Source organism: Candidimonas nitroreducens (assembly GCF_002209565.1).
Lineage (GTDB): Bacteria > Pseudomonadota > Gammaproteobacteria > Burkholderiales > Burkholderiaceae_B > Candidimonas > Candidimonas nitroreducens.
Genome location: NZ_NJIH01000004.1, coordinates 119,605 through 139,257, shown reverse-complemented (window position 1 = coordinate 139,257; position 19,653 = coordinate 119,605). Strand labels below are relative to the sequence as shown.

Below are 19,653 nucleotides of genomic sequence, written 5' to 3'. Positions count from 1 at the left end.
TGACTTAATTCATTTTGGCGGATTAGGGCTCGGGCCGGGTGGCTGCATGATAGCGATAGTCGATTGATTGTTGATCGTCGATTTTCGATTTTTCATGGGGCTGGGCTTGTCCGGCCGGGCCGCCCGAGCCGAGACCGGAGATCATCATGGCAGAAATCAAACGCAATCGCCGCAATACCCTCGAGCGCCGTTGCCTGGGCAAGGCGTTCAAGCGCCTGTTCGTGCGTGCGCCGAAGGGTGTGTTCAAGATGCTGGAAAAAGTAAAGCGGGTGTAATTCCGGCGGGTGTAATCCCGGCCGCAGGCCTTTGCCGGCCGGATGCCAGGCTGGACAATTGCCTGTATCGGCTTGGCATCGGCCCGACGTTGCCTGGGGCGCCGCGCGATCATGCATGGCGCCTTCCGGCCCCAAACAGCACCCGCAAGCGAGTGCTGTTTTTATATACAGTAAAAGCATTATAGGGCACTTCCGGGCCGCGCGCCTTTGGCAAGTGCGGCGGTGCCGCGGCATGGCACCGACGGTTTCCTCGGGCGACAAATTGTCATGAGCGGGGTGCCGTTTTTCACCTATCATCTTTCTAAATCCGGACGCGGCCGAACGGCCATGTCCGGATGAGCCGCCCGGCAGCGCGCCGGGCCGGCTGGTTCCTGCGGACGAGCCCGCGGCTCGCGGGCTGCCGATCCGGTTCAGAAACAGGGAAGAAGCATGTCCGGTATCCGGCGTTATCTCTTCACCGTTTTGACCCCCACCTACAATCGCGCCGATGTGCTCGGGCGGGTCTACAACTCTTTGTGCGCGCAGGCCCTGCGCGATTTCGAGTGGCTGATCGTCGATGACGGCTCCACTGACTCCACGCGCGAACTGGTCGAGTCCTGGCAGGGCCATTCCCCCTTTCCCATACGCTATGTCTGGCAGCCCAACGGCCACAAGAAGACCGCCTTCAACCACGGCGTGCGCGAGGCGGCTGGCGAACTCGTGGTGCAGATCGACAGCGACGACCGGCTCGATGCCAAAGCGCTGCAGGCCATGGCCAGGGTCTGGGCCGGCATTCCCGAGAAAGAGCGCGACAGCTATGCGGCGGTCACCGGCCTGTGCGCCCGCCCCGACGGCAGCATCGTCGGCGACCTTTATCCCAGCGATGTCGTCGACGCGACGGTTCTGGACATGAGCTTCCGCTACCACGTGGGCGGCGAGAAATTCGGCTGCATGCGCACCGACGTGCTGCGCCGCTTTCCCTTTCCCGAGGACATTCCCGGCTTCGTGCCCGAAAGCCTGGTGTGGCGCCGCATCGCCCGGGCGGGCTATCTGAGCCGCTATGTCAACCAGGTGTTCCGCACTTATTACGACAGCGCCGATTCGGTGTCGGCGCAGGGCCGCGACGGCTCGCGGCACGCCCTGGGCCTGCTGCTGCTGGCACGCGATACCGTGGTCGAATGCCTGCCCTGGTTCCGTTACCGGCCGGCGGAATTCTTCAAGGCAGCCGCGCGCTACACGCGCTTCGGCCTGCACTTGCGGCATGCCGGCCAGCGCCGTCCGCGGGGCTGGGCGCTGCGCGGCGTATGGGCGCATCTGTTGGTGGCGCTCATGTGGCCGCTGGGCGTGCTGCTGTACCAGCGCGACCGGCACCGCGGCGAGGCCGGCGGCGGCTGAGGCGGCTCGCCGCTCAGTGACTGCTGCTGCGTGTTTGACGCCGTTGGCGTCGCTGCGGCACGGCACATAAATCTGCGGCAAGCTGCCCTGCGTCGGCGCCGTTTTCTATCAGGTGCGACAAAAATTGATTGGCGGGCGCCGACAGAGAGCGCCCCTTCCGGGTCAGGACGCCGATGCGGCGACTGACTGGCGGGTCGCGCAGAGGCACGAAGGCAAGACCATCGGGATTGACGACGCTGCGCGATAGTGAAGACAGCACTGCGATTCCCAAACCCGCCGCCACCATGCGGGCCGTCACCGGCAAATTCATGGATTCGTAACGCGCCCGTACGGTTATGCCCGTATGCTCGAAGGCGTGTTTCACCAACGGCCGGAGACTGCTGGCAGGCCCGTTCATGATGTATGGGCGGGTGGTGAATGCCTTCCATGATGCCGAGTCATTACGTGCGAGCGGATCGTCCTCCGAGCAAATCAATAGCAGCTCGTCGTCAATGATTGGCGTGAAGTCGAATCCGTCCAGAGGGTAGGCCTCGTCCGGCGCTATGGCGCAAATGCCAATGTCCGCCGTGCCGTCCGCCACGCTCGCCGACACTTCGGCTGCGCTGACGGCTTGTAATCCCATGGACACTCCGGGATGGCTTTCTAGGAAGGTTTGCATCAGCTTCGGTAGTATCGCCGCTGCGGCTGAAGGAATGCTGGCCAGCAGTATGTGTCCCCGGTGGCCAGCTACGAATTCGGACAATTCGCTAAGGGAGTCATTGAGTTCGAATACGATGCGGCGGGCGATGGGCAGTAATTGCTTGCCGGCGGTCGTGAGACTGACTCCGTGTGTGTTGCGGTCGAATAGGCGTGCGCCAAGTTTTGCCTCGATTGAGGCGATCGCGCGGCTCAGCGCCGGCTGCGAGATACAGCAGCGTGCCGCCGAGGCGCGAAAGTTCAACGTGTAGGCGACGTCGATAAACTTTTCGAGCTCTTGAAACGTCAGTCGCGCCCGCATGGCTCCCCTTTTTTCAAGCTATAGCGTCGGATGAGAAAACCAGTGCGAATATATAGAAATTTCGGCAATAGCTGCCAATAATTTTTGAGACCTGTTCCCGATGCCCTGGCCGGCCTGTATGGCCGTCTTTATGCAGTATTGAAATTGCTGCTCGTTTGAAAATCGGGTTGTGTGTCACATAAATAGAGCAGCACTCCGGAATTTATCCGCTTGGTTTGAAAAAATAAATAATTGGCCAATTTCGAATCAACCCCTTCCGATTGCCCGTCTTCGTGCATGTTTACGGTGCTATTTCCTGGAAAATAAATACACCCTGTGGCTCTTTGGGCTGGGGTGCGGCGGGTAATCCACGAAGCAAAAATGGTGATGCCCAATCATTATCACAGCAAAGCTTAATTTGCAATTCCAGCCTCTTGTCGGCCGCTTCATAATGTCATTCCACATCAATGATAAAGAGCTGAAGGAGGCACGGTTGTGATTCAACGGAAAATTTTCGGCATGGCTATGTTGTTCGCCGCGATAGCTTTGGTTGCGACGTCGCCCGCTCGTTCAAATAGCAGCTACCCCAATAAGCCCATACGCATTCTCATTCCCTTCGAGCCTGGTGGGCCTACCGATTTATTCGTGCGCGCCATCGCGCCCATCATGACGCAGGAGCTGAAGCAAAATATCATCATAGAAAACAAGCCGGGGGCAGGGGGTTCGATCGCCGCTGCCTATGTGGCGCGCTCTCCAGGCGATGGGTACACCTTGCTGGCTGGAGGCTCGCCTACGGTTCTTACCCCTCACTTCATACCGGGCGTGCCTTTCGACGCAAAGCGAGACTTTACGGCGGTCGCGCCCCTATGCATCACCCCGTACTATCTGGTCGTCAATCAGAAGCTGCCGGTAAATTCAGTGCACGACCTCATCGAAATGGCGAAGAAGTCACCGGGCTCTGTGACGTACGCCTCTTCGGGGGTCGGCAATGGCCCTCATGTGGCAGGGGCGAGGTTTGGCGTGTTGACCGATACGAAACTGACCCACGTTCCTTACAAGGGTACTGCCCCCGCCACCAATGACCTATTGGCGGGGCGCGTCACATTCATGTTTTTAAGCATGACGACGGTGCGGGGCTACATTCAGTCCGGTTTGCTCAAGGTGTTGGCGGTTGCCACGCCCCAGCGTGATCCCGAGTTTCCCGATGTGCCGACGTTGGCTGAGGTGGGCCTGCCGAATTTTTATCCAAAAGTCTGGTACGGCTTGCTCGCTCCTAGCGGCATGCCGGAAGAAGCTAAGAAAAAAATCAATCTTGCGGTGGCCCACGCGCTTAGAGAGCCCGCGGTGGTCAAGCAGTATGCGAAATATGGTGCAAACCCGTTTGTCTCCGGAGTTCAGAAATTTCAGAGCTTCTACGACGACGATATCAAGCAATGGCACGATTTCTTCGAGTCCCATCCCGATTTGTTAAAGAAATGATCATGATCAATTCATCTTTCTCTGCGTCTACTGGTTCCGCGACTTCTTCTGTGCAGGCTCCCACCAGCCCAAACCTCGCAATCGAAAGTGCGCGCGAACGGGTCTCTCCTGGCGAGTGGGAGACTCGAGTCAATCTCGCGGCCTGCTATCGGCTGATGAGTCACTTCGGTATGACAGAGATGATCGCCAATCATATTTCGGCGCGGGTACCGGGCACGCACGACCGTTTCCTGATCAATCCATATGGCCTGTTGTATGACGAAGTCACTGCGTCGAGCCTGTTGGAGATCGATTTAGAGGGAAACGTGCACTACAACCCTACTGATCTGGACTTCAACAAAGCGGGCTTTGTGATACACAGCGCGATTCACCGCGCCTTGCCAGAAGTGGAGTGCGTCATCCATTCACACACGATTGCCGGCATGGCTGTTTCGGCGCTGGAGTGCGGCCTGGTGCCGATTTCGCAGACTGCCATGAGGTTCGCCAAGATCGCCTATCACTCTTATGAGGGTGTAGTGCTGAATATGGATGAGCAGGCGCGGCTGGTGGAAGATCTTGGAGAGCATGAGGCGATGATTTTACGCAACCATGGGCTGCTGACCGTGGGGAACACAATATTGGAGGCGTTCAATACCATGTTCCGCCTGGAGCGCGCCTGCCAGATGCAGATCGCGGCAATGTCTTGTGGCCAAAAGCTCAGCTTGCCGCCGGATGACGTCGTGCAGAAGACATATGAGATCTTCCATCCCAAGCTCCAGCCTTCTTTCCGCCGCAAGCCCGGCCGCTTGGAGTGGCCAGCTCTGTTGCGCATGCTTGACCGCGTTGACCCATCGTTCAGGGAATGACCGTGGGCGATTCCAGCGTGCATTCCCGTCGCCCCGCCACCATTCTTGGGCCGGATCGATCTCTACGCAAGCCGAAAGTCAAATTTCCTGTGGGCGCATGTGATTGCCACGCGCACGTGTTTGGCAGCCAAGATGAATATCCTTACGCCGGACATGCCGCGTATATTGCCGAGTACCTGCCTGTAGATGCCTACATTTCCATGTTGCGATCAATAGGATGCATGCGCGCGGTGTTGGTACAACCTAGCGTATACGGCACGGACAACCGTTGTTTGCTCGATGCAATGGCTGCTGGCAAGTTTGATTTCCGAGGCGTGGTGGTCGTGGATCCGAAGGTGTCTGATGCGGAGCTTCTGGAGTTGCACGCCGCCGGCGTGCGCGGCATCCGTATCAACGCGGCCTCTCATACTCCGGGCTTGCGCATGGAGCATGCGCGGGAATTGGCGCATCGTATCGAGCGGCTCGGCTGGCATCTTCAGTTCTTTATAAACATTACCGCCAATTCTGCTGCGGCCGATGAAATTTTACGCTTGCCGGTTCCGTGCGTGATTGACCATTTCGGCCATGTTCGTGCCGAGAAGGGCATTCATTCACCTGAGTTCCAGGCTCTCCTGGAGCTTGCGCACCATGATCATGTGTGGTTCAAGCTCAGCGGCGGGTATCGAGTGTCCCATCTGCTGCCACCCTTCGCCGACGTGGCTCCATTGGCCCAGGCCCTGATGGGCGTGGCTGCGGATCGTTGCGTATTCGGTACGGATTGGCCTCATCCCAACGTAGGGCGGGTAGATAATGATGCAGACTTGGCGGATGCCTTGGCCGAATGGGTGCAAGATGAGACGCTGCTTCATAAAGTGCTGGTGGAGAACCCCGCGCGGCTTTACCAATTCGACTAGCCTTACTGTGTCAGAAGCCTAATCTCGCGTTTGCGCACAGGCAGCGGCTTGAGCTCTGGCGGTCACGTTCGACGTGCCCGCGACCTGCTCTTTGGCGGCGTCAGAGCGCGGCCTGCGGGGCCATCGATTCCATGCTCTAGCGAGCTAACTGCGCTGCACAGTAAAGCTACCCACCGAGCAGCGACGGGGGCAGTGTCTGGATCGCGTCGTAGGTGGTGCGGATGTGCGCGGTCAGCAGCGCACAGGCCCGGTCGGCGTCGTGGGCCAGGGTGGCGTCGAGTATGGACTGGTGTTCGGCGTGGACGTCGCGTGGAATGGGCTTGCGTTCGATGGACAGCCGCCGGTAGCGTTCCGCCTGCCGGTAAAGAATGTCCAGGAAGCGGTGCAGCCAGGCCGACTTGCAGGCGCTGATCAGGGTGCTGTGGAAGTCGCGGTTGCGTTCTTCCCATTCTTCGAAGCCCGTGCCGTTGGCGTCGTCGAGCCGCGCCTCGGCGCGGCTGAGCCTGTGGAAAGCCGCCACCACATTGCCTTCCCAGGCGTCGTCGCCGCATTCGATCGCCTGTCGCAGTGCCTGGCATTCCAGCAGGATGCGCATCTGCGTGATGTCGTAGAAGTCGGCCATGGACATGGGCTTGACGTAGAAGCCGCGCTGTCCTTCGGCGACCACGAGGGCGTCCGACACCAGTAGGGTCAGCGCCTCGCGCAGCGTGCCGGCACCCACCCCGTACACCGTTTTCAGATGTTCCACCCGCAATTTCTCACCTGGCGCCAGTTGCCCGTTGATGATGTCGCGGCGCAGGCCCAGGTAGGCTGAGCCGACCAAGGTGCGCGACGAGGCCGGCGCTGTGGCCGGCGGCGCCGCGATGGAGGATGCGGCAGGGCGGAGGTCGGGTGTGGAGGCCATGTCGATTGCTGTTTTTCTTGCCGGAGGTTGGGCCTCGTAAGCCCGCGGGGCGATGCCGGTAGATTACTCGTATCCATCGCTGCAGGCTAGGTATATCGGAAAAATATAAAAATATCGAGAATTTTAATTGACTTGCTAGATTATTGAAATTAACCTAAGAAAAAACAAGAAGCAGGCTGCGCTGTTGCGCCGCCGTGGCAAGCAGCGCAAGGAGACAGGGTTGATACATCTGCACGACATCCGCTACGTCAGGCTGGGTACGGCAAATCTGCAAGATGCCGTGCGCTATGCCACGCAGGTACTCGGGCTCGAGATCGCGCGCAAGGAAGGCAAGGCCGTATACCTGCGCTCCGACAATCGCGACCACACTTTGTGCTACTTCGAAGGCGATCCGCGCGATCACAGTGTCGCCTTCGATGTCGATACGCCCGAAGAACTGGATCATGCCCTGGCCAGCCTTACCGGTGGCGGCTATACGGCCAGGCGCGGTACGGCCGACGAGATCGAGCAGCGCTATGTGCGCGACCTCGTCGTCTTCACCGACCCTTCGGGCAATCGCATCGAGCTGGTGCTCGATCCGCACCATAGCGGGCGCCGCTACTTTCCCTCGCGCGACGCGGGCATCACCGGTTTCAGCCATATCGGCCTGCGTACGCTGGATCCGCGCCGCGATGAAGCCTTCTGGACACAGCTGCTCAGCGCCAAGGTCAGCGACCGCATCGGCCAGGCGCCGCTGCTGCGCATCGACGAAATCCATCACAAGCTGGCGCTGTTTCCTTCCGCTTTTCCGGGGGTGCAGCACATCAATCACCAGGTGGAAAGTGTCGATGACGTCATGCGCGCCTACTACATGCTGCGCGAACTCGGCATACCCATCCGCTTCGGGCCCGGGCGCCATCCGACCTCGGGCGCGATCTTCCTGTATTTCGAAGGCCCCGACGGCATGATCTACGAATATTCCACCGGGGTGCGCCGCATTACCGCCGAGGACGAGAAGACCTACCGGCCGCGCTCGTTCCCGGTGGCGCTTTCGTCGTTCTGCATGTGGGGCTCCAAGCCCGATATCCCGGAATTCAAGACTTGAGCCGCGCCGGCGGCCAGTCTATGCCGAAGGCTGCGGCCGGCGAGGTGCGGCCGGCGAGGTGCGAGCGGCCAGGTACGGCCGGCCAGATACAGCCAGACAGGCGCGGCCGGCTAGGCGCGGCTGGCTAGGCGCGGCCGGCGAGGCATGGCCGGACTAGGGTCACTGGCATGCCGGCGATCCGCGATGTGGCCGCCCGGCGCAGGATGAGCAATGATTTTCAGCGAGAAGATGGAACGCAGATGACTGGCAAGCGGATGACGGAATTCAAGAATTTCATCGACGGGCAATGGGTTGCCACGGATCGAACCTTCGAGAATCGCAACCCGGCGGATAACAGCCTGATAGGCCCCGTGCACGAAGCCGGCCGGCCCGAGGTGGACGCGGCGGTCGCCGCGGCGCGCGCGGCCTTGCGCGGGCCCTGGGGCAAGCTGAAGACGCAGCAGCGGGTCGATCTGCTGCATGCCCTGGTCGACGGTATCAACCGCCGTTTCGACGATTTCCTGGATGCCGAGATGCGCGACACCGGCAAGCCCTACGGGCTCGCCAGCCACCTCGACATTCCGCGCGGCGCGGCCAATTTCCGCGTGTTCGCCGACCTGATACGCAATGTGCCCAACGAGTCTTTCGGCATGGACACGCCCGACGGCGGGCGGGCCCTGAACTATGCGGTGCGCGCGCCGCGCGGCGTCATCGGTGTGATATGCCCGTGGAATCTGCCGCTGCTGCTGATGACCTGGAAGGTGGGGCCGGCGCTGGCCTGCGGCAACACCGTGGTGGTCAAGCCCTCGGAAGACACGCCGGCCACGGCGACGCTGCTGGGCGAGATCATGAACGAGGTCGGCGTGCCGCCAGGTGTCTACAATGTAGTGCATGGCTACGGCCCCGATTCGGCGGGCGAGTATCTTTCCACGCACCCCGGCGTCGACGGCATCACCTTCACCGGCGAGACGGGTACCGGCGAGGCCATCATGGCGGCCGCGGCCAAGGGCCTGCGCCCGGTGTCGCTGGAGCTCGGAGGCAAGAACCCCGGCATCGTGTTCGCGGACGCGGACTTCGACAAGGCGGTGGCCGGCATCGCCCGCTCCACCTTCGAGAACACCGGGCAGGTGTGCCTGGGCACCGAGCGCGTATATGTGCAGCGGCCCATCTTCGAACGCTTCGTGGCCGCGCTCAAGGTGCGCGCCGAGGCCTACAGGCTGGGCGACCCGTTCGATCGCGCGGTCGACTTCGGGCCGCTGGTGTCGCTCAAGCATCGGGAAAAGGTCTTGTCGTATTACCAGCGCGCGCGCGACGAAGGCGCCACGGTGGTAACCGGCGGCGGCATTCCGGACATGCCCGGGGCCTTGCGGGACGGGGCCTGGATCCAGCCCACCATCTGGACGGGCCTGCCCGAAAGCTCGGCGATCGTGCGCGAGGAAATCTTCGGCCCGTGCTGCCACGTGCAGCCCTTCGATACCGAGCAAGAGGCCATCGATATGGCCAACGACACCCGCTACGGGCTGGCGGCTACGGCCTGGACGCGCGACCTGGGCGTGGCCCACAGGCTGGGCGAGGCGCTGGACGTAGGCCTGTGCTGGATCAATTCCTGGTTCCTGCGCGACCTGCGCACTTCTTTTGGCGGCGCACGGCAGTCGGGAATAGGGCGCGAGGGGGGTGTGCATTCGCTGGAGTTCTACACCGAGCTGCGCAACGTCTGCGTCAGGCTTTGAACTATAGATCAGATATTTGCGAGGAGAACAAGCATGAAGACGAATAAATGGATATGGGCCGCGGGCCTGGCGCTGGCCGTGGGCTGCGCGGCGCAAGCCGATGCGGCCGGGCCGGTGAAGATCGCCCTGCTGGCGCCGCTGTCGGGCCCGCAGGCGGCGCTGGGCCAGGACAAGCTGGATGCCTTCAAGCTGGCGCTGGAGCAGGGCGGCGGCAAGCTGGGCGGGATTCCCGTGCAGCTGCTGCCGCGCGACAGCCAGCTCAAGCCGCAGGTGGCCAACCAGATCGTCGAAGAGCTGATCGACAAGAAAGAAGTGCCCATCGTCACCGGCATTTCTTTTTCCAACATCATGATGGCCGTTGCCCGCAAGCTCGACAAGGCGAACATCGTGGTGGTGGGCGCGGGCGCCGGCCCGGCGCCGCTGGCCGGCAGCCACTGCCTGCCCAATGTGTTCGTGGTGTCCAAGCAGAACGACCAGTTCGCCGAGGCCATGGGCCAGTACGCCACCAACCAGAAGTACCAGCGCGTCATCGCCATGGCGCCCAACTACCAGGCCGGCAAGGACTTCATCAACGGCTTCAAGCGCACCTACAAGACCAAGCTGGCCGACGAGATCTACACCCCGCTCAATCAGCTCGACTTCTCGGCCGAGATCTCGCGCATCACCGCCGAGAAGCCCGATGCCGTGTATGTGTTCTATCCGGGCGGACTGGGCGTGAGCTTCGTGCGCGCCTACAAGCAGGCTGGCCTGATCGGCAAAGTGCCGCTGCTCAGTGTCTCGACCGCGGACGGCACCACCCTGCCGGCCCTGAAAGACACGGCGCTGGGCGTCATGTCCGCCTCGGCCTGGGGGCCGGATCTGGACAATCCGGTCAATCACCGCTTCGTCGCGGATTTCGAGGCCAAATACCACCGCATTCCGTCGGAGTACGCGGCGCAGTCGTATGACGCCGCCATGCTGATCGGCTCGGCCCTGGCCAAGGTCAAGGGCGACACCGGCAATCTGCAGGCGCTGCGCAAGGCCATAGACGCGGCGGACTTCAAGTCGGTGCGCGGCCACTTCCGCTTCAATACCAACCAGTTCCCCATCCAGGACTTCTATGTGTTCAAGGTGGTGAAAGATGCGCAGGGCAATGCGACGCTGAAAACCGAGGCCAAGGTGCTGAAGGACAGCAAGGACGCCTACTACAAGGAGTGCAAGCGGTCGTAGGCGGCACAGGCCGGCGGCGGGCCTTGCGGCCGCGCCGCCGGCCCGCACCTTCGCACCCTGCAGACGATGCCCATGGACTGGAGTCTGTTCTTCATGCAGATGCTCAACGGCGTGCAGCTGGGCATGCTGTTGTTCCTGCTGGCGGCCGGCTTGACCCTAGTGTTCGGCATCATGAATTTCGTCAACCTGAGCCACGGGTCGTTCTATATGCTGGGCGCCTATTTTGCCGCCACCGCGCTGCGCTATGTGCATTCCTTCCTGCTGGCCGGCGTGATCGGGATCGGCGGCGGCATGCTGGCCGCGCTGCTTACCGAGCGCCTGGCGCTGCGCAAGCTGTACGACAAGAATCATCTGGTGCAGGTGCTGGGCACTTTCGGGCTGCTGCTGTTCTTCAACGAGGCGGCGCGCATGGTTTGGGGCTCGCAGCCGGTGTTCACCTCGCTGCCATCGTGGGCTGACGGCTCGCTGGCCTTTGGCGGGCTGAGCTATTCCAGCTATCGGCTGCTGATCATCGTGGCGGGCCTGCTGGTGGCCCTGGTCATTTATCTGCTCATACACCGCACGCGCGTCGGTATGCTGGTGCGGGCCAGCTCCACTCACGCCGAAATCGTGGCGGCGCTGGGCGTCAATGCGCGGCTGGTGAACACGCTGCTGTTCTGCGTGGGCGCGGGCCTGGCGGCACTGGCCGGCTGGCTGGTCGGGCCCATCGTCTCGGTGCAGTCGGGCATGGGCGACAGCGTCCTGATCCTGGCGCTGGTGGTGATCGTCATAGGCGGCATCGGCTCGATACGCGGAGCCCTTTACGCCGCCTTGCTGGTGGGCATGGTGGACACCATGGGGCGGGCCTATATGTCGCAGATGTTGGGCGGCATATTCCAGCGCAATGTGGCGGATGCGGCCGGCCCCGCGCTGGCGTCCATGCTCATTTATCTATTCATGGCGGTCATGCTGGCGATCAAGCCCGACGGCCTGTTTCCGGTCAAGCGCTGAGGGCCCCGCATGTTTCCCGAAACCCTGCAGTGGCGTTCGCGGCGCGTCATCCTGGCGCTGATCATCGGCGCCTGCCTGCTGTGCCTGCCCTGGCTCACCACTTCTTTGGGCCTGGGCTTTTATCTGTCGCTGGCCACGCGCATCCTCATCTACGCCATTGCGGCTACAGGGCTGAACCTGGTGCTGGGCTATGGCGGCATGGTCAGCCTGGGCCATGCCCTGTTCGTCGGACTGGGCGCCTACGTGGTGGGCATCGCGTCCTTCCACGGCATGGACAATGGCTGGCTGCAGCTACTGATCGCGCTGCTGCTGGCCGGCCTGGTCGCGGTGCCCGTCGGGCTGGTGTCGCTGCGCACGCGCGCCATCGGCTTCATCATGATCACGCTCGCCTTCGGGCAGATGTTCTATTTCCTGGCCGTCAGCCTCAAGCAGTATGGCGGCGACGACGGCCTGCCCATCTACCAGACCAGCATGCTCGGCCCCTGGCCCTCGCTGGACGGCAAGGTGAGCCTGTACTACCTGGCGCTGCTGGTGCTGGCCCTGTGCATGTACCTGGTCTGGCGCATTGCGCACAGCCGCTACGGCTACGTGCTGCGGGGCTTCCAGGCCAACGAGCGGCGCATGCTCACGGCCGGCTTTCCGCGCCTGCGCTACCAGCTTGCCGCGTTCGTGGTTTCTGCGCTGATGTGCGCCGTCGCCGGGGTGCTGCTGGCCAATCTCACCACCTTCGCCGCGCCTTCTTATCTATCGTGGCAGTCGTCGGGCGAGCTGCTGCTCATGGTCGTCATCGGCGGCATGGGTACGGTCATGGGGCCTTTGACCGGGGCCTTCCTGCTGCTGGCGCTGGAAGAGGCTTTGTCGGGAATGACGCAGCACTGGATGGCCATTCTGGGGCTGCTGATCCTGCTGGCGGCCCTGTATGCGAGCCGCGGCATCTGGGGCGCGCTGGCGCATCCGGCGGCCGCGGGCCGGGAGGACGACTGATGAACGAACTGCTGGTCGTGCGCAATCTGGTCAAGCGCTACGGCGGCCTGACCGCCACCGACGGGCTGGATCTGACGGTGCGCAGCGGCGAACTGCACGCGCTGATAGGCCCCAACGGCGCGGGCAAGACCACCATCATGGGACAGCTTGCCGGCGAGATCCGGCCCGACTCGGGCGAAATCAATTTCGACGGCCAGGCCATTACCCGCTGGAGCATCCCGCGCCGCGCCCTGGCCGGCATTGCCCGTTCTTATCAAATCGTGCAGCTGGTCGAAGGCTTCAGCGTGCAGGAGAACGTGATGCTGATGGTGCAGGCCCGGCTCGGCCACTCGTTCCGGCCGTGGCAGCCCGTGCTGCGCCAGCGCGAGATCGTCGAGCCGGCCCTGCGCGCCCTGGACAGCGTCGGGCTGGCCGACCGCGCGCGGGAAGATGTCATGACGCTGGCTCACGGCGAGCATCGCCAGCTCGAGCTGGCCATGGTGCTGGCCATGTCGCCGCGCCTGCTGCTGCTGGACGAGCCCCTGGCCGGCATGAGCCAGGCGGAGTCCGCAGTCCTGGTCGACTTGCTGGGCAGGCTCAAGCGGCAATACACGATCCTGCTGGTCGAGCACGATATGCAGGCCGTCTTCGCCCTGGCCGACCAGGTCTCGGTGCTGGTCTACGGCAAGGCCATCTGCAGCGGCGCCCCCGCCCAGGTGCGCGCCGACCCTGCCGTACGCAAAGCCTACCTCGGCGACGACGACGCGCTGGCGCGGAGGGCGGCATGAGCGCGCAACTCTCGAACGACACCGTTGCGCCGCGCCTGCTGGAAGTCGAAGGCCTGAGCGCCAGCTATGGCCGCAGCCGGGTGCTGCACGGGGTCGATTTCTCGGTGGGCCGGGGCGAGGCGGTGACGCTGCTGGGCCGCAACGGCATGGGCAAATCCACTTGCCTGAAGTGCGTCATGGGCATGTTGCGCGCCCAGGGCGGCGACATCCGGCTGGACGGACAGTCGATCCGCGGCCGGCCCTCGCACATGGTGGCTCGCAGCGGCATCGGCCTGGTGCCCGAAGGCAGGCAGGTGTTTCCGACACTCACGGTAGAAGAGAATCTGCTCGCCACCGCCGCCAACCGCCACCGGGCTCCCGAGCCCTATGGCCTGGAGCGCGTGTACGAATTTTTCCCGCGCCTGCGCGAGCGGCGCCGCAATATGGGCAACCAGCTGTCCGGCGGCGAGCAGCAGATGCTGGCCATCGGCCGCGCCCTGATGACGAATCCGCGCCTGCTGATCCTGGACGAAGCCACCGAAGGCCTGGCGCCGCTGGTGCGCGAGGACATCTGGCGCGTGCTGCGCCGGCTGGCCGAATCGGGCATGTCCATGATCGTGGTCGACAAGAACCTGGGGCCGCTGCTGGATCTGGCGCATCGCCACTACGTGATGGAAAAGGGCCGGGTCGTGTGGGCCGGCGACAGCCCGTCGCTTCGGCAGGACGCCGCGGTGGTCGAGGAGTATCTGGGGGTATGAACACGTCTTCCCATGAGGAGAACGCCGTGCGGCGCCAGGAGGGCACGCCAGTGCATGCAGACATGGGGCCGGTGGCGGTGCTCGGCGCGGGCACCATAGGCGCGGGCTGGGCCGCCTTCTTTGCCTTGCAGGGCCTGGAAGTACGGGTGTTCGACACTGGGCCGCAGGCCCAGGATCAGCTCGATACGGTCATGGCGCGGGCCCGGCCGGTGCTGCAGGCGCAAGGCCTGCTGGCAGCGCGCCCGACGGTGCCGCTGCTATACGTCGAGCCGGGGCCGGCCGTGGCGGGCGCCGCGCATGTACAGGAAGCGCTGCCCGAGCGCCTCGAACTCAAGCACCATGTCTATGCCTTGGTCGAAGCCAGTCTGGACGAACAATGTGTCATCGCCTCCAGCTCATCGGGTATTCCGCCCTCGGCGCTGCAGGAAGGCTTGCGGCATCCCGAGCGCCTGCTGATCGCCCATCCCTGCAACCCTCCTTACCTGATGCCGCTGGTGGAAATTTCCGGAGGGCGCCAGACCGCGCCGTGGGCCTTGCATGCGGCCGATGCCTTTTATCGGGAGCTGGGCAAGCAGACCGTCATCCTGCGCCGTGAAATCACCGGCCACCTGGTCAACCGGCTGCAGGCCGCCTTGTGGCGCGAAGCCGTGCATCTGGTGGCCGAGGGCTACGCCACGGTCGAAGATGTGGATCGCAGCGTCACCGAGGGCCTGGGGGCGCGCTGGGCCGTGTGCGGCCCGCACCGCATCTTCCATTTGGCGGGCGGCGAGGCCGGCATGGCGGGCTTTCTCGACAAGCTGGGCGAACCCGTCGAACAGTGGTGGGCCAGCCTGGGCCGCCCCACCCTGGACGAGGCGACGCGCAAGGCCCTGGTGGACGGCATGGCCGATGCCGCGCACGGCCGCGAACCCGCCGAACTGGCTCAGGAGCGTGACCGCGCGGTGCTGGCGATGCTGGCGGCAAAAAAGCGCGGGGAAATTTAAGGCGCGCGGCCTGCTCGTTAAAGTACGGCGGAATGTCTTTCGACAGCCGCGCCGGCTGTTACCTAGCTGTTACGGGGGGTGTGCGGGTCGGCGATGTAACCATCATCTGGATCATCCCCGTCCTCATCCTCATCCTCGTCGTCTTCGCTGTCGGACAGCGCCTCGTCGATCAGGTCGAAGGGCAGGATCTCGTGCAGGTCGTCCGTCCAGGCGACGTCATCGCCGTTGCGGTCGACCTTGATGAAGCGCACGCCTTCTTGCGTGGACAGCTGAATTGCCCACAGATATTCGCAGTCGTAAACATCGCCGGCGCCGAACTGCATGCCGCCCTTGTTGCCCAGCAGCCGTGCGCTCGCGCCGCCGACCTGCACGGTAGTGATGTCTTCCGCCTGTTCGTCCGTGCTTAGGGGAACGGCGAACAGCACCCATTCGGAGCCGGTTTCTTCCGGATCCATGACCTCGGCCAGCACCGGCTTGCCCATATACGCGCTGAGCGCATCGGCGGTGCGCCCGAGCAGTTCGAGTTCTTCGGCGGTGAAGCGGGGCGGGGCGTCGTCTGGGGTATGGGCCATGGGGGCGGGCACTTGCGCGGGGATCAGGTGGTATTTTAAAACATTGTCTGCCTGGGCCGGATGCCTTTGCCCGATCTCCCCGCAGGACGTCTTTCGGGATAATCGAACAGTGTCTTCGGCTTTCCTCCGTATTTTGTCTGCCCGCACGCGGGTAGACTGGCCGGGCGCGGGCCGAATTAGACCGGGCCCGCAGACCGCGGAATTTTTCCAACCTGATTATTGGTGTAGTCATGAAAATCTGGCATCAGAGTTTTACCGTCTTGAGCCATCTGGGTGTGTATAACCGTGCGCTCGAGTCCCACTTCGCGCGCGTGGCGCGGCCCGGAACCGAGATCGTGCTGCATGGCATGCAGCCCGGAACCTATCGTTCCAACTACCCGGGCGCGGATATTCGCCACGTGGCTTTGCACTACATCCATGCGCTGCAGTTCATCAAGGCGGCGGTGCAGGCCCAAAGCGAACAGTACGACGTCTATGCCATCAGCACCCTGCCGGATCCCGCCCTCAGGGAAATCAGGGGGCTGGTCGACATTCCGGTGGTCGGCTACGGCGAATCCGCAATGCTTACCGCGTGCATGCTGGGCCGCAAGTTCGGGGTGCTGGCCTTCATCGACGACTTCAATGAGCTGATCGCCGAAAACGCGCGCGGTCTCGGGCTCGAGACCCGCTTCGCCGGCGCCATGCCGGTCGGCTTCACCTTCAATGACGTGCTCAAGGGCTTCGAGGATCCGTCCGAGTTCATCGAGCGTTTTCATAGCGCGGCTAGGAAGCTGATCGCCGCGGGCGCCGAGGTCATCATTCCCGGCGAGGCGCCGATGAACATACTGCTGGTGCAGAATGGCATTAATGAAATTGACGGCGTGCCTGTGCTGGATTCTTTGGCCGCCTGGATCAAGCAGGCCGAGGCCATGCACGATTTGCGCACGCTTTGCGGCACTAAGCCTTGCCGCAAGGGCTATTATCACAAGCTTCCGGATCTCGACCGAGTCGGCGAGGTCTTTGCGTTCTACGGCCTGGATCGATTGCAGGCAAGCACCTGACGGCGGGGTCGTGCGGCATCTCGAGGGTTCCAGATGCATGGCACGAACCTGTCCGGGCAGCGCTTGCCGGTGCGGCACGGGTCGCGTGGGCGGCGCCTGGCAATGCGGTGGGCGGGAACCGGTCGTTCGGCTGAAAGGGCAAGGCAATGTATGACAAGGACTTGATGCGCGGGCGCGTGGCGTTCGTGACCGGGGCGGCCGGCGGCATAGGCCGGGCGGTGTGCGAGGCGCTTGCGGCGCACGGCGCACGGGTGGTGGCCGCCGACCTGGGGCCTGGCGCCGCAGTGCCGCCGGACTCGGCTATCGAGTGGTGCCGGCTGGACGTCACGCGGGTGGACGAGGTGCGGGCTCGCCTGGACGAAACCGTCGGGCGCCTGGGGCGCCTGGACATTCTGGTCAATGTCGCCGGCGTCGTGTCGCTGGGCGATGCCGAGCACCTGGCCGAGGCCGAGTGGGATCGTGTCATCGACATTAACCTGAAGGGTACGTTCCTGTGCTGCCAGGCGGCGATTCCGCACATGCGGGCCGGGGGCTACGGCCGCATCGTCAATCTGGGCTCGGTAGTGGGCAAGAACGGCGGCAATCCGCGCCCCTGGCTCGATGCAGCCGAGCAGGAAAAGGCCGGCAATGTCGCCTACGGGGTCTCCAAGGCGGGTGTGCACATGATGACCGCCTTCCTGGCCAAAGAACTGGCCGGCTCGGGCGTCACGGTCAATGCCGTGGCGCCCGGGCCGGTGTCGTCGGCCATGACCACCTCGTTCCCGCAAGTGCTGCGCGATCTCGTGCCGGTGGGCCGCATGGGCACCGCGCAGGAGGTCGCCAACGCCATCCTGTTCCTGGCCGCGCCGCAGTCCGGTTTCGTGACCGGCGAAGTGCTGGACGTCAACGGCGGCATCTGGTGCGATTGAATGCATCGGCCCGACATCCGGTCGATTGTCCGCATCCGGTTCGGCGCCTTGATGGCTGCCGGCAGCCTCCGCCATTATCGCGGCGGGCCGCCGAGGCCGCGGCGTTCGGCATTTATGGGACAGATGCCCGGCAGTGTTTTTCAGTAGCTGAAATCATTATTTGTTATTTGTCCAAAACTCTTGTTTAAGGAGGCGCAGTCCATGCAAGCAAGCCGTTCGATTTATCTGGTTCTCGATATGGAGAACGACCTGGTGCACGAGGATGGCCCCAACGGCAAGGGGCCGATGGGCGAGCAGGTGCGCCAGCGCGGCATCCTGCCTCGCACCGCAGCGGCCATCGCCAAGGCGCGCCAGGCCGGCATCTTGGTGGGCTTCGTGCGGGTGGGGTTTTCGCCCGAATACCCGGAATGCCCGAGGTCTTCGCCGATCTTTTCGGGCGCGCCCCGCAACGGCTTGTTCAAGCTGGGCGCCTGGGGCACCGAGATCCATCCGTCGCTCGAGCAGCGCCCTGGCGACATCCAGGTCGTCAAGCATCGCGTCAGCCCCTTCTATTCCACTACGCTGGAAGCGCAGTTGCGCGCGCAGGGGGTGGCGCGCATCTACTGCTCGGGCGTATCGACCCAGGCTGTGGTGCAGGCCACGGTGCGCGATGCGCACGACCGTGACTATGAAGTGGTGGTGCTGGAAGACGCCTGCGCGGCGCACAGTGCCGAAGAGCATGCCAATTCCATACAGAGCATTGCGCGCTTCTGCACGGTACAGACGACGGAGGCAGTGGCTTTTTCCAACCCTTGAACTTGTCCTGGATTGAACCGCGGCGCGGTTCTTGTGCCGCAGGTTCTTGTGCTATATATACAGGATCGTCGAAGCTACTATAGCTGGAGGCTGGTCATGGAACGCAATGCGGCAAACGGTGGCCGTCGGGCTGTGCTGGTGTCGGTGTTGGCCTGTGCGGCGGCCGCGTGTGCGGGTGTCTTGCCGGCGCGGGCCAGCGTAGCGGCCGGCCATTTCCCCGATCGGCCCATCCACCTCGTGGTTCCTTTCTCGGCCGGTGGCGGCACCGACGTGCTGGGCCGCTTGCTAGCCAAGTCCATTGGCCATACTCTGGGCCAGTCGGTCGTAGTGGAAAACGTCGCCGGGGCCGGCGGCATCATAGGTGCGCAGCAGGTTGCGCGCGCGCCCGCCGACGGCTACACCCTGATGGTCGGCACGCCGGGCACCATCCAGATCAACCCGGCCATGAAGCCGGTGCGCTACGATCCCCAGAAAGATTTCGTCGCCGTTTCACAGTTTTCCGACAGCCCCATGGTGCTGATCGTCAATAAAGACACGCCGTGGCATTCGGTGCGCGACCTGATAGCGGCCGCCCGGGCCAAGCCGGGCGGCATCAACTTCGGCAGTGCCGGCGTGGGCTCGATCGCGCATCTCAGCGGCGAAATGTTCGATTTCCTGGCCAAGGTCAAGATGACGCATGTGCCTTACCGCGGAACCGCGCAGGCCTTGACCGATCTGCGCTCTGGCGTGCTGCAGGTGGAATTTGAAAACATGCCGGCCGTGCTCGGTTTGATCAAGTCGGGCCAGGTGCGGGCGCTGGCCATAGGTTCGGCGAAGCGTTCGCGCTTCCTGCCCGATCTGCCTACCATGGCCGAGGCGGGCGTGCCGGGCTATCAGTCGACTTCCTGGACGGGCTTGTTCGCGCCGGCCGGTACGCCGCCGGCCGTCGTGCAGCGCCTCGAGCAGGCGGTCATGGCGGCGGCACACGACCCGGCGGTCGACAAGGCTTTACAGGGGCTTGGCACCGAGCCGGTGGGCAACCGATCAGCCGATTTTCGCGACATGCTGGCGCGTGACCAGCACCTGATCGACCGCACCATCAAGGCGGCAGGCCTGGCGTCGAAATGATTCTCCGGGCTTGCACTCGGAA

General features: G+C 63.4%; 21 protein-coding genes. 17 read left to right on the top strand and 4 right to left on the bottom strand.

Features of this window, described 5'->3' with window-relative positions; translation table 11 throughout:
* Positions 1-22 precede the first annotated feature (22 nt).
* On the bottom strand, positions 23-148 hold the full coding sequence (locus CEY11_RS25935) for a hypothetical protein (RefSeq protein WP_269845266.1): 126 nt from the start codon (positions 146-148) through the stop codon (positions 23-25).
* Here CEY11_RS25935 and CEY11_RS25930 point away from each other — a divergent pair.
* Positions 147-275 carry a hypothetical protein gene (locus CEY11_RS25930; RefSeq protein ID WP_268248096.1) on the top strand — a complete coding sequence of 43 codons (129 nt, stop codon included), beginning with the start codon at positions 147-149 and terminating at the stop codon, positions 273-275. The two genes, CEY11_RS25935 and CEY11_RS25930, sit on opposite strands and share 2 nt — an antisense overlap.
* Before the next feature lie 429 nt (positions 276-704).
* Positions 705-1,649, top strand: coding sequence for a glycosyltransferase family 2 protein (locus tag CEY11_RS08155; RefSeq protein WP_088602889.1), 945 nt, complete (start codon positions 705-707; stop codon positions 1,647-1,649).
* A 13-nt stretch (positions 1,650-1,662) separates the two neighbouring features.
* Here CEY11_RS08155 and CEY11_RS08150 read toward each other — a convergent pair whose 3' ends face one another.
* On the bottom strand, positions 1,663-2,646 hold the full coding sequence (locus tag CEY11_RS08150) for a LysR family transcriptional regulator (protein WP_088602888.1): 984 nt from the start codon (positions 2,644-2,646) through the stop codon (positions 1,663-1,665).
* 474 nt (positions 2,647-3,120) lie between these two features.
* Here CEY11_RS08150 and CEY11_RS08145 point away from each other — a divergent pair, with 474 nt between their 5' ends.
* The 3 genes from CEY11_RS08145 to CEY11_RS08135 are packed head-to-tail and all read left to right on the top strand — an operon-like array spanning position 3,121 to position 5,842.
* Positions 3,121-4,104, top strand: a complete 984-nt coding sequence (locus tag CEY11_RS08145) for a Bug family tripartite tricarboxylate transporter substrate binding protein (RefSeq protein ID WP_143322733.1) — start codon at positions 3,121-3,123, stop codon at positions 4,102-4,104.
* Positions 4,105-4,106: 2 nt separating this feature from the next.
* Complete coding sequence (locus tag CEY11_RS08140) at positions 4,107-4,949, top strand: class II aldolase/adducin family protein (protein WP_088602886.1); 843 nt, start codon at positions 4,107-4,109, stop codon at positions 4,947-4,949.
* 2 nt (positions 4,950-4,951) lie between these two features.
* Entirely contained in the window at positions 4,952-5,842 is an 891-nt protein-coding gene (locus CEY11_RS08135) for an amidohydrolase family protein (RefSeq protein WP_158215235.1), read from the top strand.
* A 166-nt stretch (positions 5,843-6,008) separates the two neighbouring features.
* Here CEY11_RS08135 and CEY11_RS08130 read toward each other — a convergent pair whose 3' ends face one another.
* Entirely contained in the window at positions 6,009-6,746 is a 738-nt protein-coding gene (locus tag CEY11_RS08130; RefSeq protein ID WP_088602884.1) for a GntR family transcriptional regulator, read from the bottom strand.
* 220 nt (positions 6,747-6,966) lie between these two features.
* Between CEY11_RS08130 and CEY11_RS08125 the strand changes: the two genes are divergently transcribed.
* The 8 genes from CEY11_RS08125 (at position 6,967) to CEY11_RS08090 (ending at position 15,209) form a co-directional block, all read left to right on the top strand.
* Entirely contained in the window at positions 6,967-7,830 is an 864-nt protein-coding gene (locus CEY11_RS08125) for a VOC family protein (protein WP_088602883.1), read from the top strand.
* 254 nt (positions 7,831-8,084) lie between these two features.
* Entirely contained in the window at positions 8,085-9,539 is a 1,455-nt protein-coding gene (locus CEY11_RS08120; protein ID WP_088603216.1) for a 2-hydroxymuconic semialdehyde dehydrogenase, read from the top strand.
* 33 nt (positions 9,540-9,572) lie between these two features.
* Positions 9,573-10,748 carry an ABC transporter substrate-binding protein gene (locus CEY11_RS08115; protein ID WP_088602882.1) on the top strand — a complete coding sequence of 392 codons (1,176 nt, stop codon included), beginning with the start codon at positions 9,573-9,575 and terminating at the stop codon, positions 10,746-10,748.
* Positions 10,749-10,820: 72 nt separating this feature from the next.
* Complete coding sequence (locus tag CEY11_RS08110) at positions 10,821-11,738, top strand: branched-chain amino acid ABC transporter permease (RefSeq protein ID WP_088602881.1); 918 nt, start codon at positions 10,821-10,823, stop codon at positions 11,736-11,738.
* Positions 11,739-11,747: 9 nt separating this feature from the next.
* Complete coding sequence (locus CEY11_RS08105; RefSeq protein ID WP_088602880.1) at positions 11,748-12,722, top strand: branched-chain amino acid ABC transporter permease; 975 nt, start codon at positions 11,748-11,750, stop codon at positions 12,720-12,722.
* Complete coding sequence (locus CEY11_RS08100; protein ID WP_088602879.1) at positions 12,722-13,489, top strand: ABC transporter ATP-binding protein; 768 nt, start codon at positions 12,722-12,724, stop codon at positions 13,487-13,489. The genes CEY11_RS08105 and CEY11_RS08100 overlap by 1 nt, the downstream gene beginning before the upstream one ends.
* Positions 13,486-14,226, top strand: a complete 741-nt coding sequence (locus CEY11_RS08095; RefSeq protein WP_088602878.1) for an ABC transporter ATP-binding protein — start codon at positions 13,486-13,488, stop codon at positions 14,224-14,226. Before CEY11_RS08100 ends, CEY11_RS08095 begins: the two co-directional genes overlap by 4 nt.
* A complete protein-coding gene (locus CEY11_RS08090; protein WP_233154788.1) occupies positions 14,223-15,209 on the top strand; it encodes a 3-hydroxyacyl-CoA dehydrogenase NAD-binding domain-containing protein in 987 nt (328 codons plus the stop codon). Before CEY11_RS08095 ends, CEY11_RS08090 begins: the two co-directional genes overlap by 4 nt.
* Before the next feature lie 62 nt (positions 15,210-15,271).
* On the opposite strand, the gene CEY11_RS08085 is transcribed toward CEY11_RS08090, so the two are convergent.
* Entirely contained in the window at positions 15,272-15,781 is a 510-nt protein-coding gene (locus tag CEY11_RS08085; RefSeq protein WP_088602877.1) for a hypothetical protein, read from the bottom strand.
* 230 nt (positions 15,782-16,011) lie between these two features.
* Between CEY11_RS08085 and CEY11_RS08080 the strand changes: the two genes are divergently transcribed.
* The 4 genes from CEY11_RS08080 to CEY11_RS08065 all read left to right on the top strand — a co-directional run bounded on the left by CEY11_RS08080 (position 16,012) and on the right by CEY11_RS08065 (position 19,631).
* Positions 16,012-16,821 (top strand): aspartate/glutamate racemase family protein, encoded by an 810-nt coding sequence (locus tag CEY11_RS08080; RefSeq protein WP_088602876.1) that lies wholly within the window; start codon positions 16,012-16,014, stop codon positions 16,819-16,821.
* Between the two features lie 146 nt (positions 16,822-16,967).
* Positions 16,968-17,729, top strand: coding sequence for an SDR family NAD(P)-dependent oxidoreductase (locus tag CEY11_RS08075; protein ID WP_198958862.1), 762 nt, complete (start codon positions 16,968-16,970; stop codon positions 17,727-17,729).
* 201 nt (positions 17,730-17,930) lie between these two features.
* The gene (locus CEY11_RS08070) at positions 17,931-18,524 is read left to right on the top strand and encodes a cysteine hydrolase (RefSeq protein ID WP_088602875.1); all 594 of its coding nucleotides are present in this window, start codon (positions 17,931-17,933) and stop codon (positions 18,522-18,524) included.
* A 96-nt stretch (positions 18,525-18,620) separates the two neighbouring features.
* The gene (locus CEY11_RS08065) at positions 18,621-19,631 is read left to right on the top strand and encodes a Bug family tripartite tricarboxylate transporter substrate binding protein (protein ID WP_088602874.1); all 1,011 of its coding nucleotides are present in this window, start codon (positions 18,621-18,623) and stop codon (positions 19,629-19,631) included.
* Positions 19,632-19,653 lie beyond the last annotated feature (22 nt).

Bases quoted from the DNA above. Each gene is read 5' to 3' on its own strand.
- CEY11_RS25930 (WP_268248096.1), top strand. From the start codon at position 147: ATGGCAGAAATCAAACGCAATCGCCGCAATACCCTCGAGCGCCGTTGC.
- CEY11_RS08110 (WP_088602881.1), top strand. From the start codon at position 10,821: ATGGACTGGAGTCTGTTCTTCATGCAGATGCTCAACGGCGTGCAGCTG.
- CEY11_RS08115 (WP_088602882.1), top strand. From the start codon at position 9,573: ATGAAGACGAATAAATGGATATGGGCCGCGGGCCTGGCGCTGGCCGTG.
- CEY11_RS08105 (WP_088602880.1), top strand. From the start codon at position 11,748: ATGTTTCCCGAAACCCTGCAGTGGCGTTCGCGGCGCGTCATCCTGGCG.
- CEY11_RS08090 (WP_233154788.1), top strand. From the start codon at position 14,223: ATGAACACGTCTTCCCATGAGGAGAACGCCGTGCGGCGCCAGGAGGGC.
- CEY11_RS08095 (WP_088602878.1), top strand. From the start codon at position 13,486: ATGAGCGCGCAACTCTCGAACGACACCGTTGCGCCGCGCCTGCTGGAA.
- CEY11_RS08080 (WP_088602876.1), top strand. From the start codon at position 16,012: ATGAAAATCTGGCATCAGAGTTTTACCGTCTTGAGCCATCTGGGTGTG.
- CEY11_RS08100 (WP_088602879.1), top strand. From the start codon at position 12,722: ATGAACGAACTGCTGGTCGTGCGCAATCTGGTCAAGCGCTACGGCGGC.
- CEY11_RS08075 (WP_198958862.1), top strand. From the start codon at position 16,968: ATGTATGACAAGGACTTGATGCGCGGGCGCGTGGCGTTCGTGACCGGG.
- CEY11_RS08140 (WP_088602886.1), top strand. From the start codon at position 4,107: ATGATCAATTCATCTTTCTCTGCGTCTACTGGTTCCGCGACTTCTTCT.
- CEY11_RS08070 (WP_088602875.1), top strand. From the start codon at position 17,931: ATGCAAGCAAGCCGTTCGATTTATCTGGTTCTCGATATGGAGAACGAC.
- CEY11_RS08120 (WP_088603216.1), top strand. From the start codon at position 8,085: ATGACGGAATTCAAGAATTTCATCGACGGGCAATGGGTTGCCACGGAT.
- CEY11_RS08130 (WP_088602884.1), bottom strand. From the start codon at position 6,746: ATGGCCTCCACACCCGACCTCCGCCCTGCCGCATCCTCCATCGCGGCG.
- CEY11_RS08150 (WP_088602888.1), bottom strand. From the start codon at position 2,646: ATGCGGGCGCGACTGACGTTTCAAGAGCTCGAAAAGTTTATCGACGTC.
- CEY11_RS08155 (WP_088602889.1), top strand. From the start codon at position 705: ATGTCCGGTATCCGGCGTTATCTCTTCACCGTTTTGACCCCCACCTAC.
- CEY11_RS25935 (WP_269845266.1), bottom strand. From the start codon at position 148: ATGATGATCTCCGGTCTCGGCTCGGGCGGCCCGGCCGGACAAGCCCAG.
- CEY11_RS08085 (WP_088602877.1), bottom strand. From the start codon at position 15,781: ATGGCCCATACCCCAGACGACGCCCCGCCCCGCTTCACCGCCGAAGAA.
- CEY11_RS08065 (WP_088602874.1), top strand. From the start codon at position 18,621: ATGGAACGCAATGCGGCAAACGGTGGCCGTCGGGCTGTGCTGGTGTCG.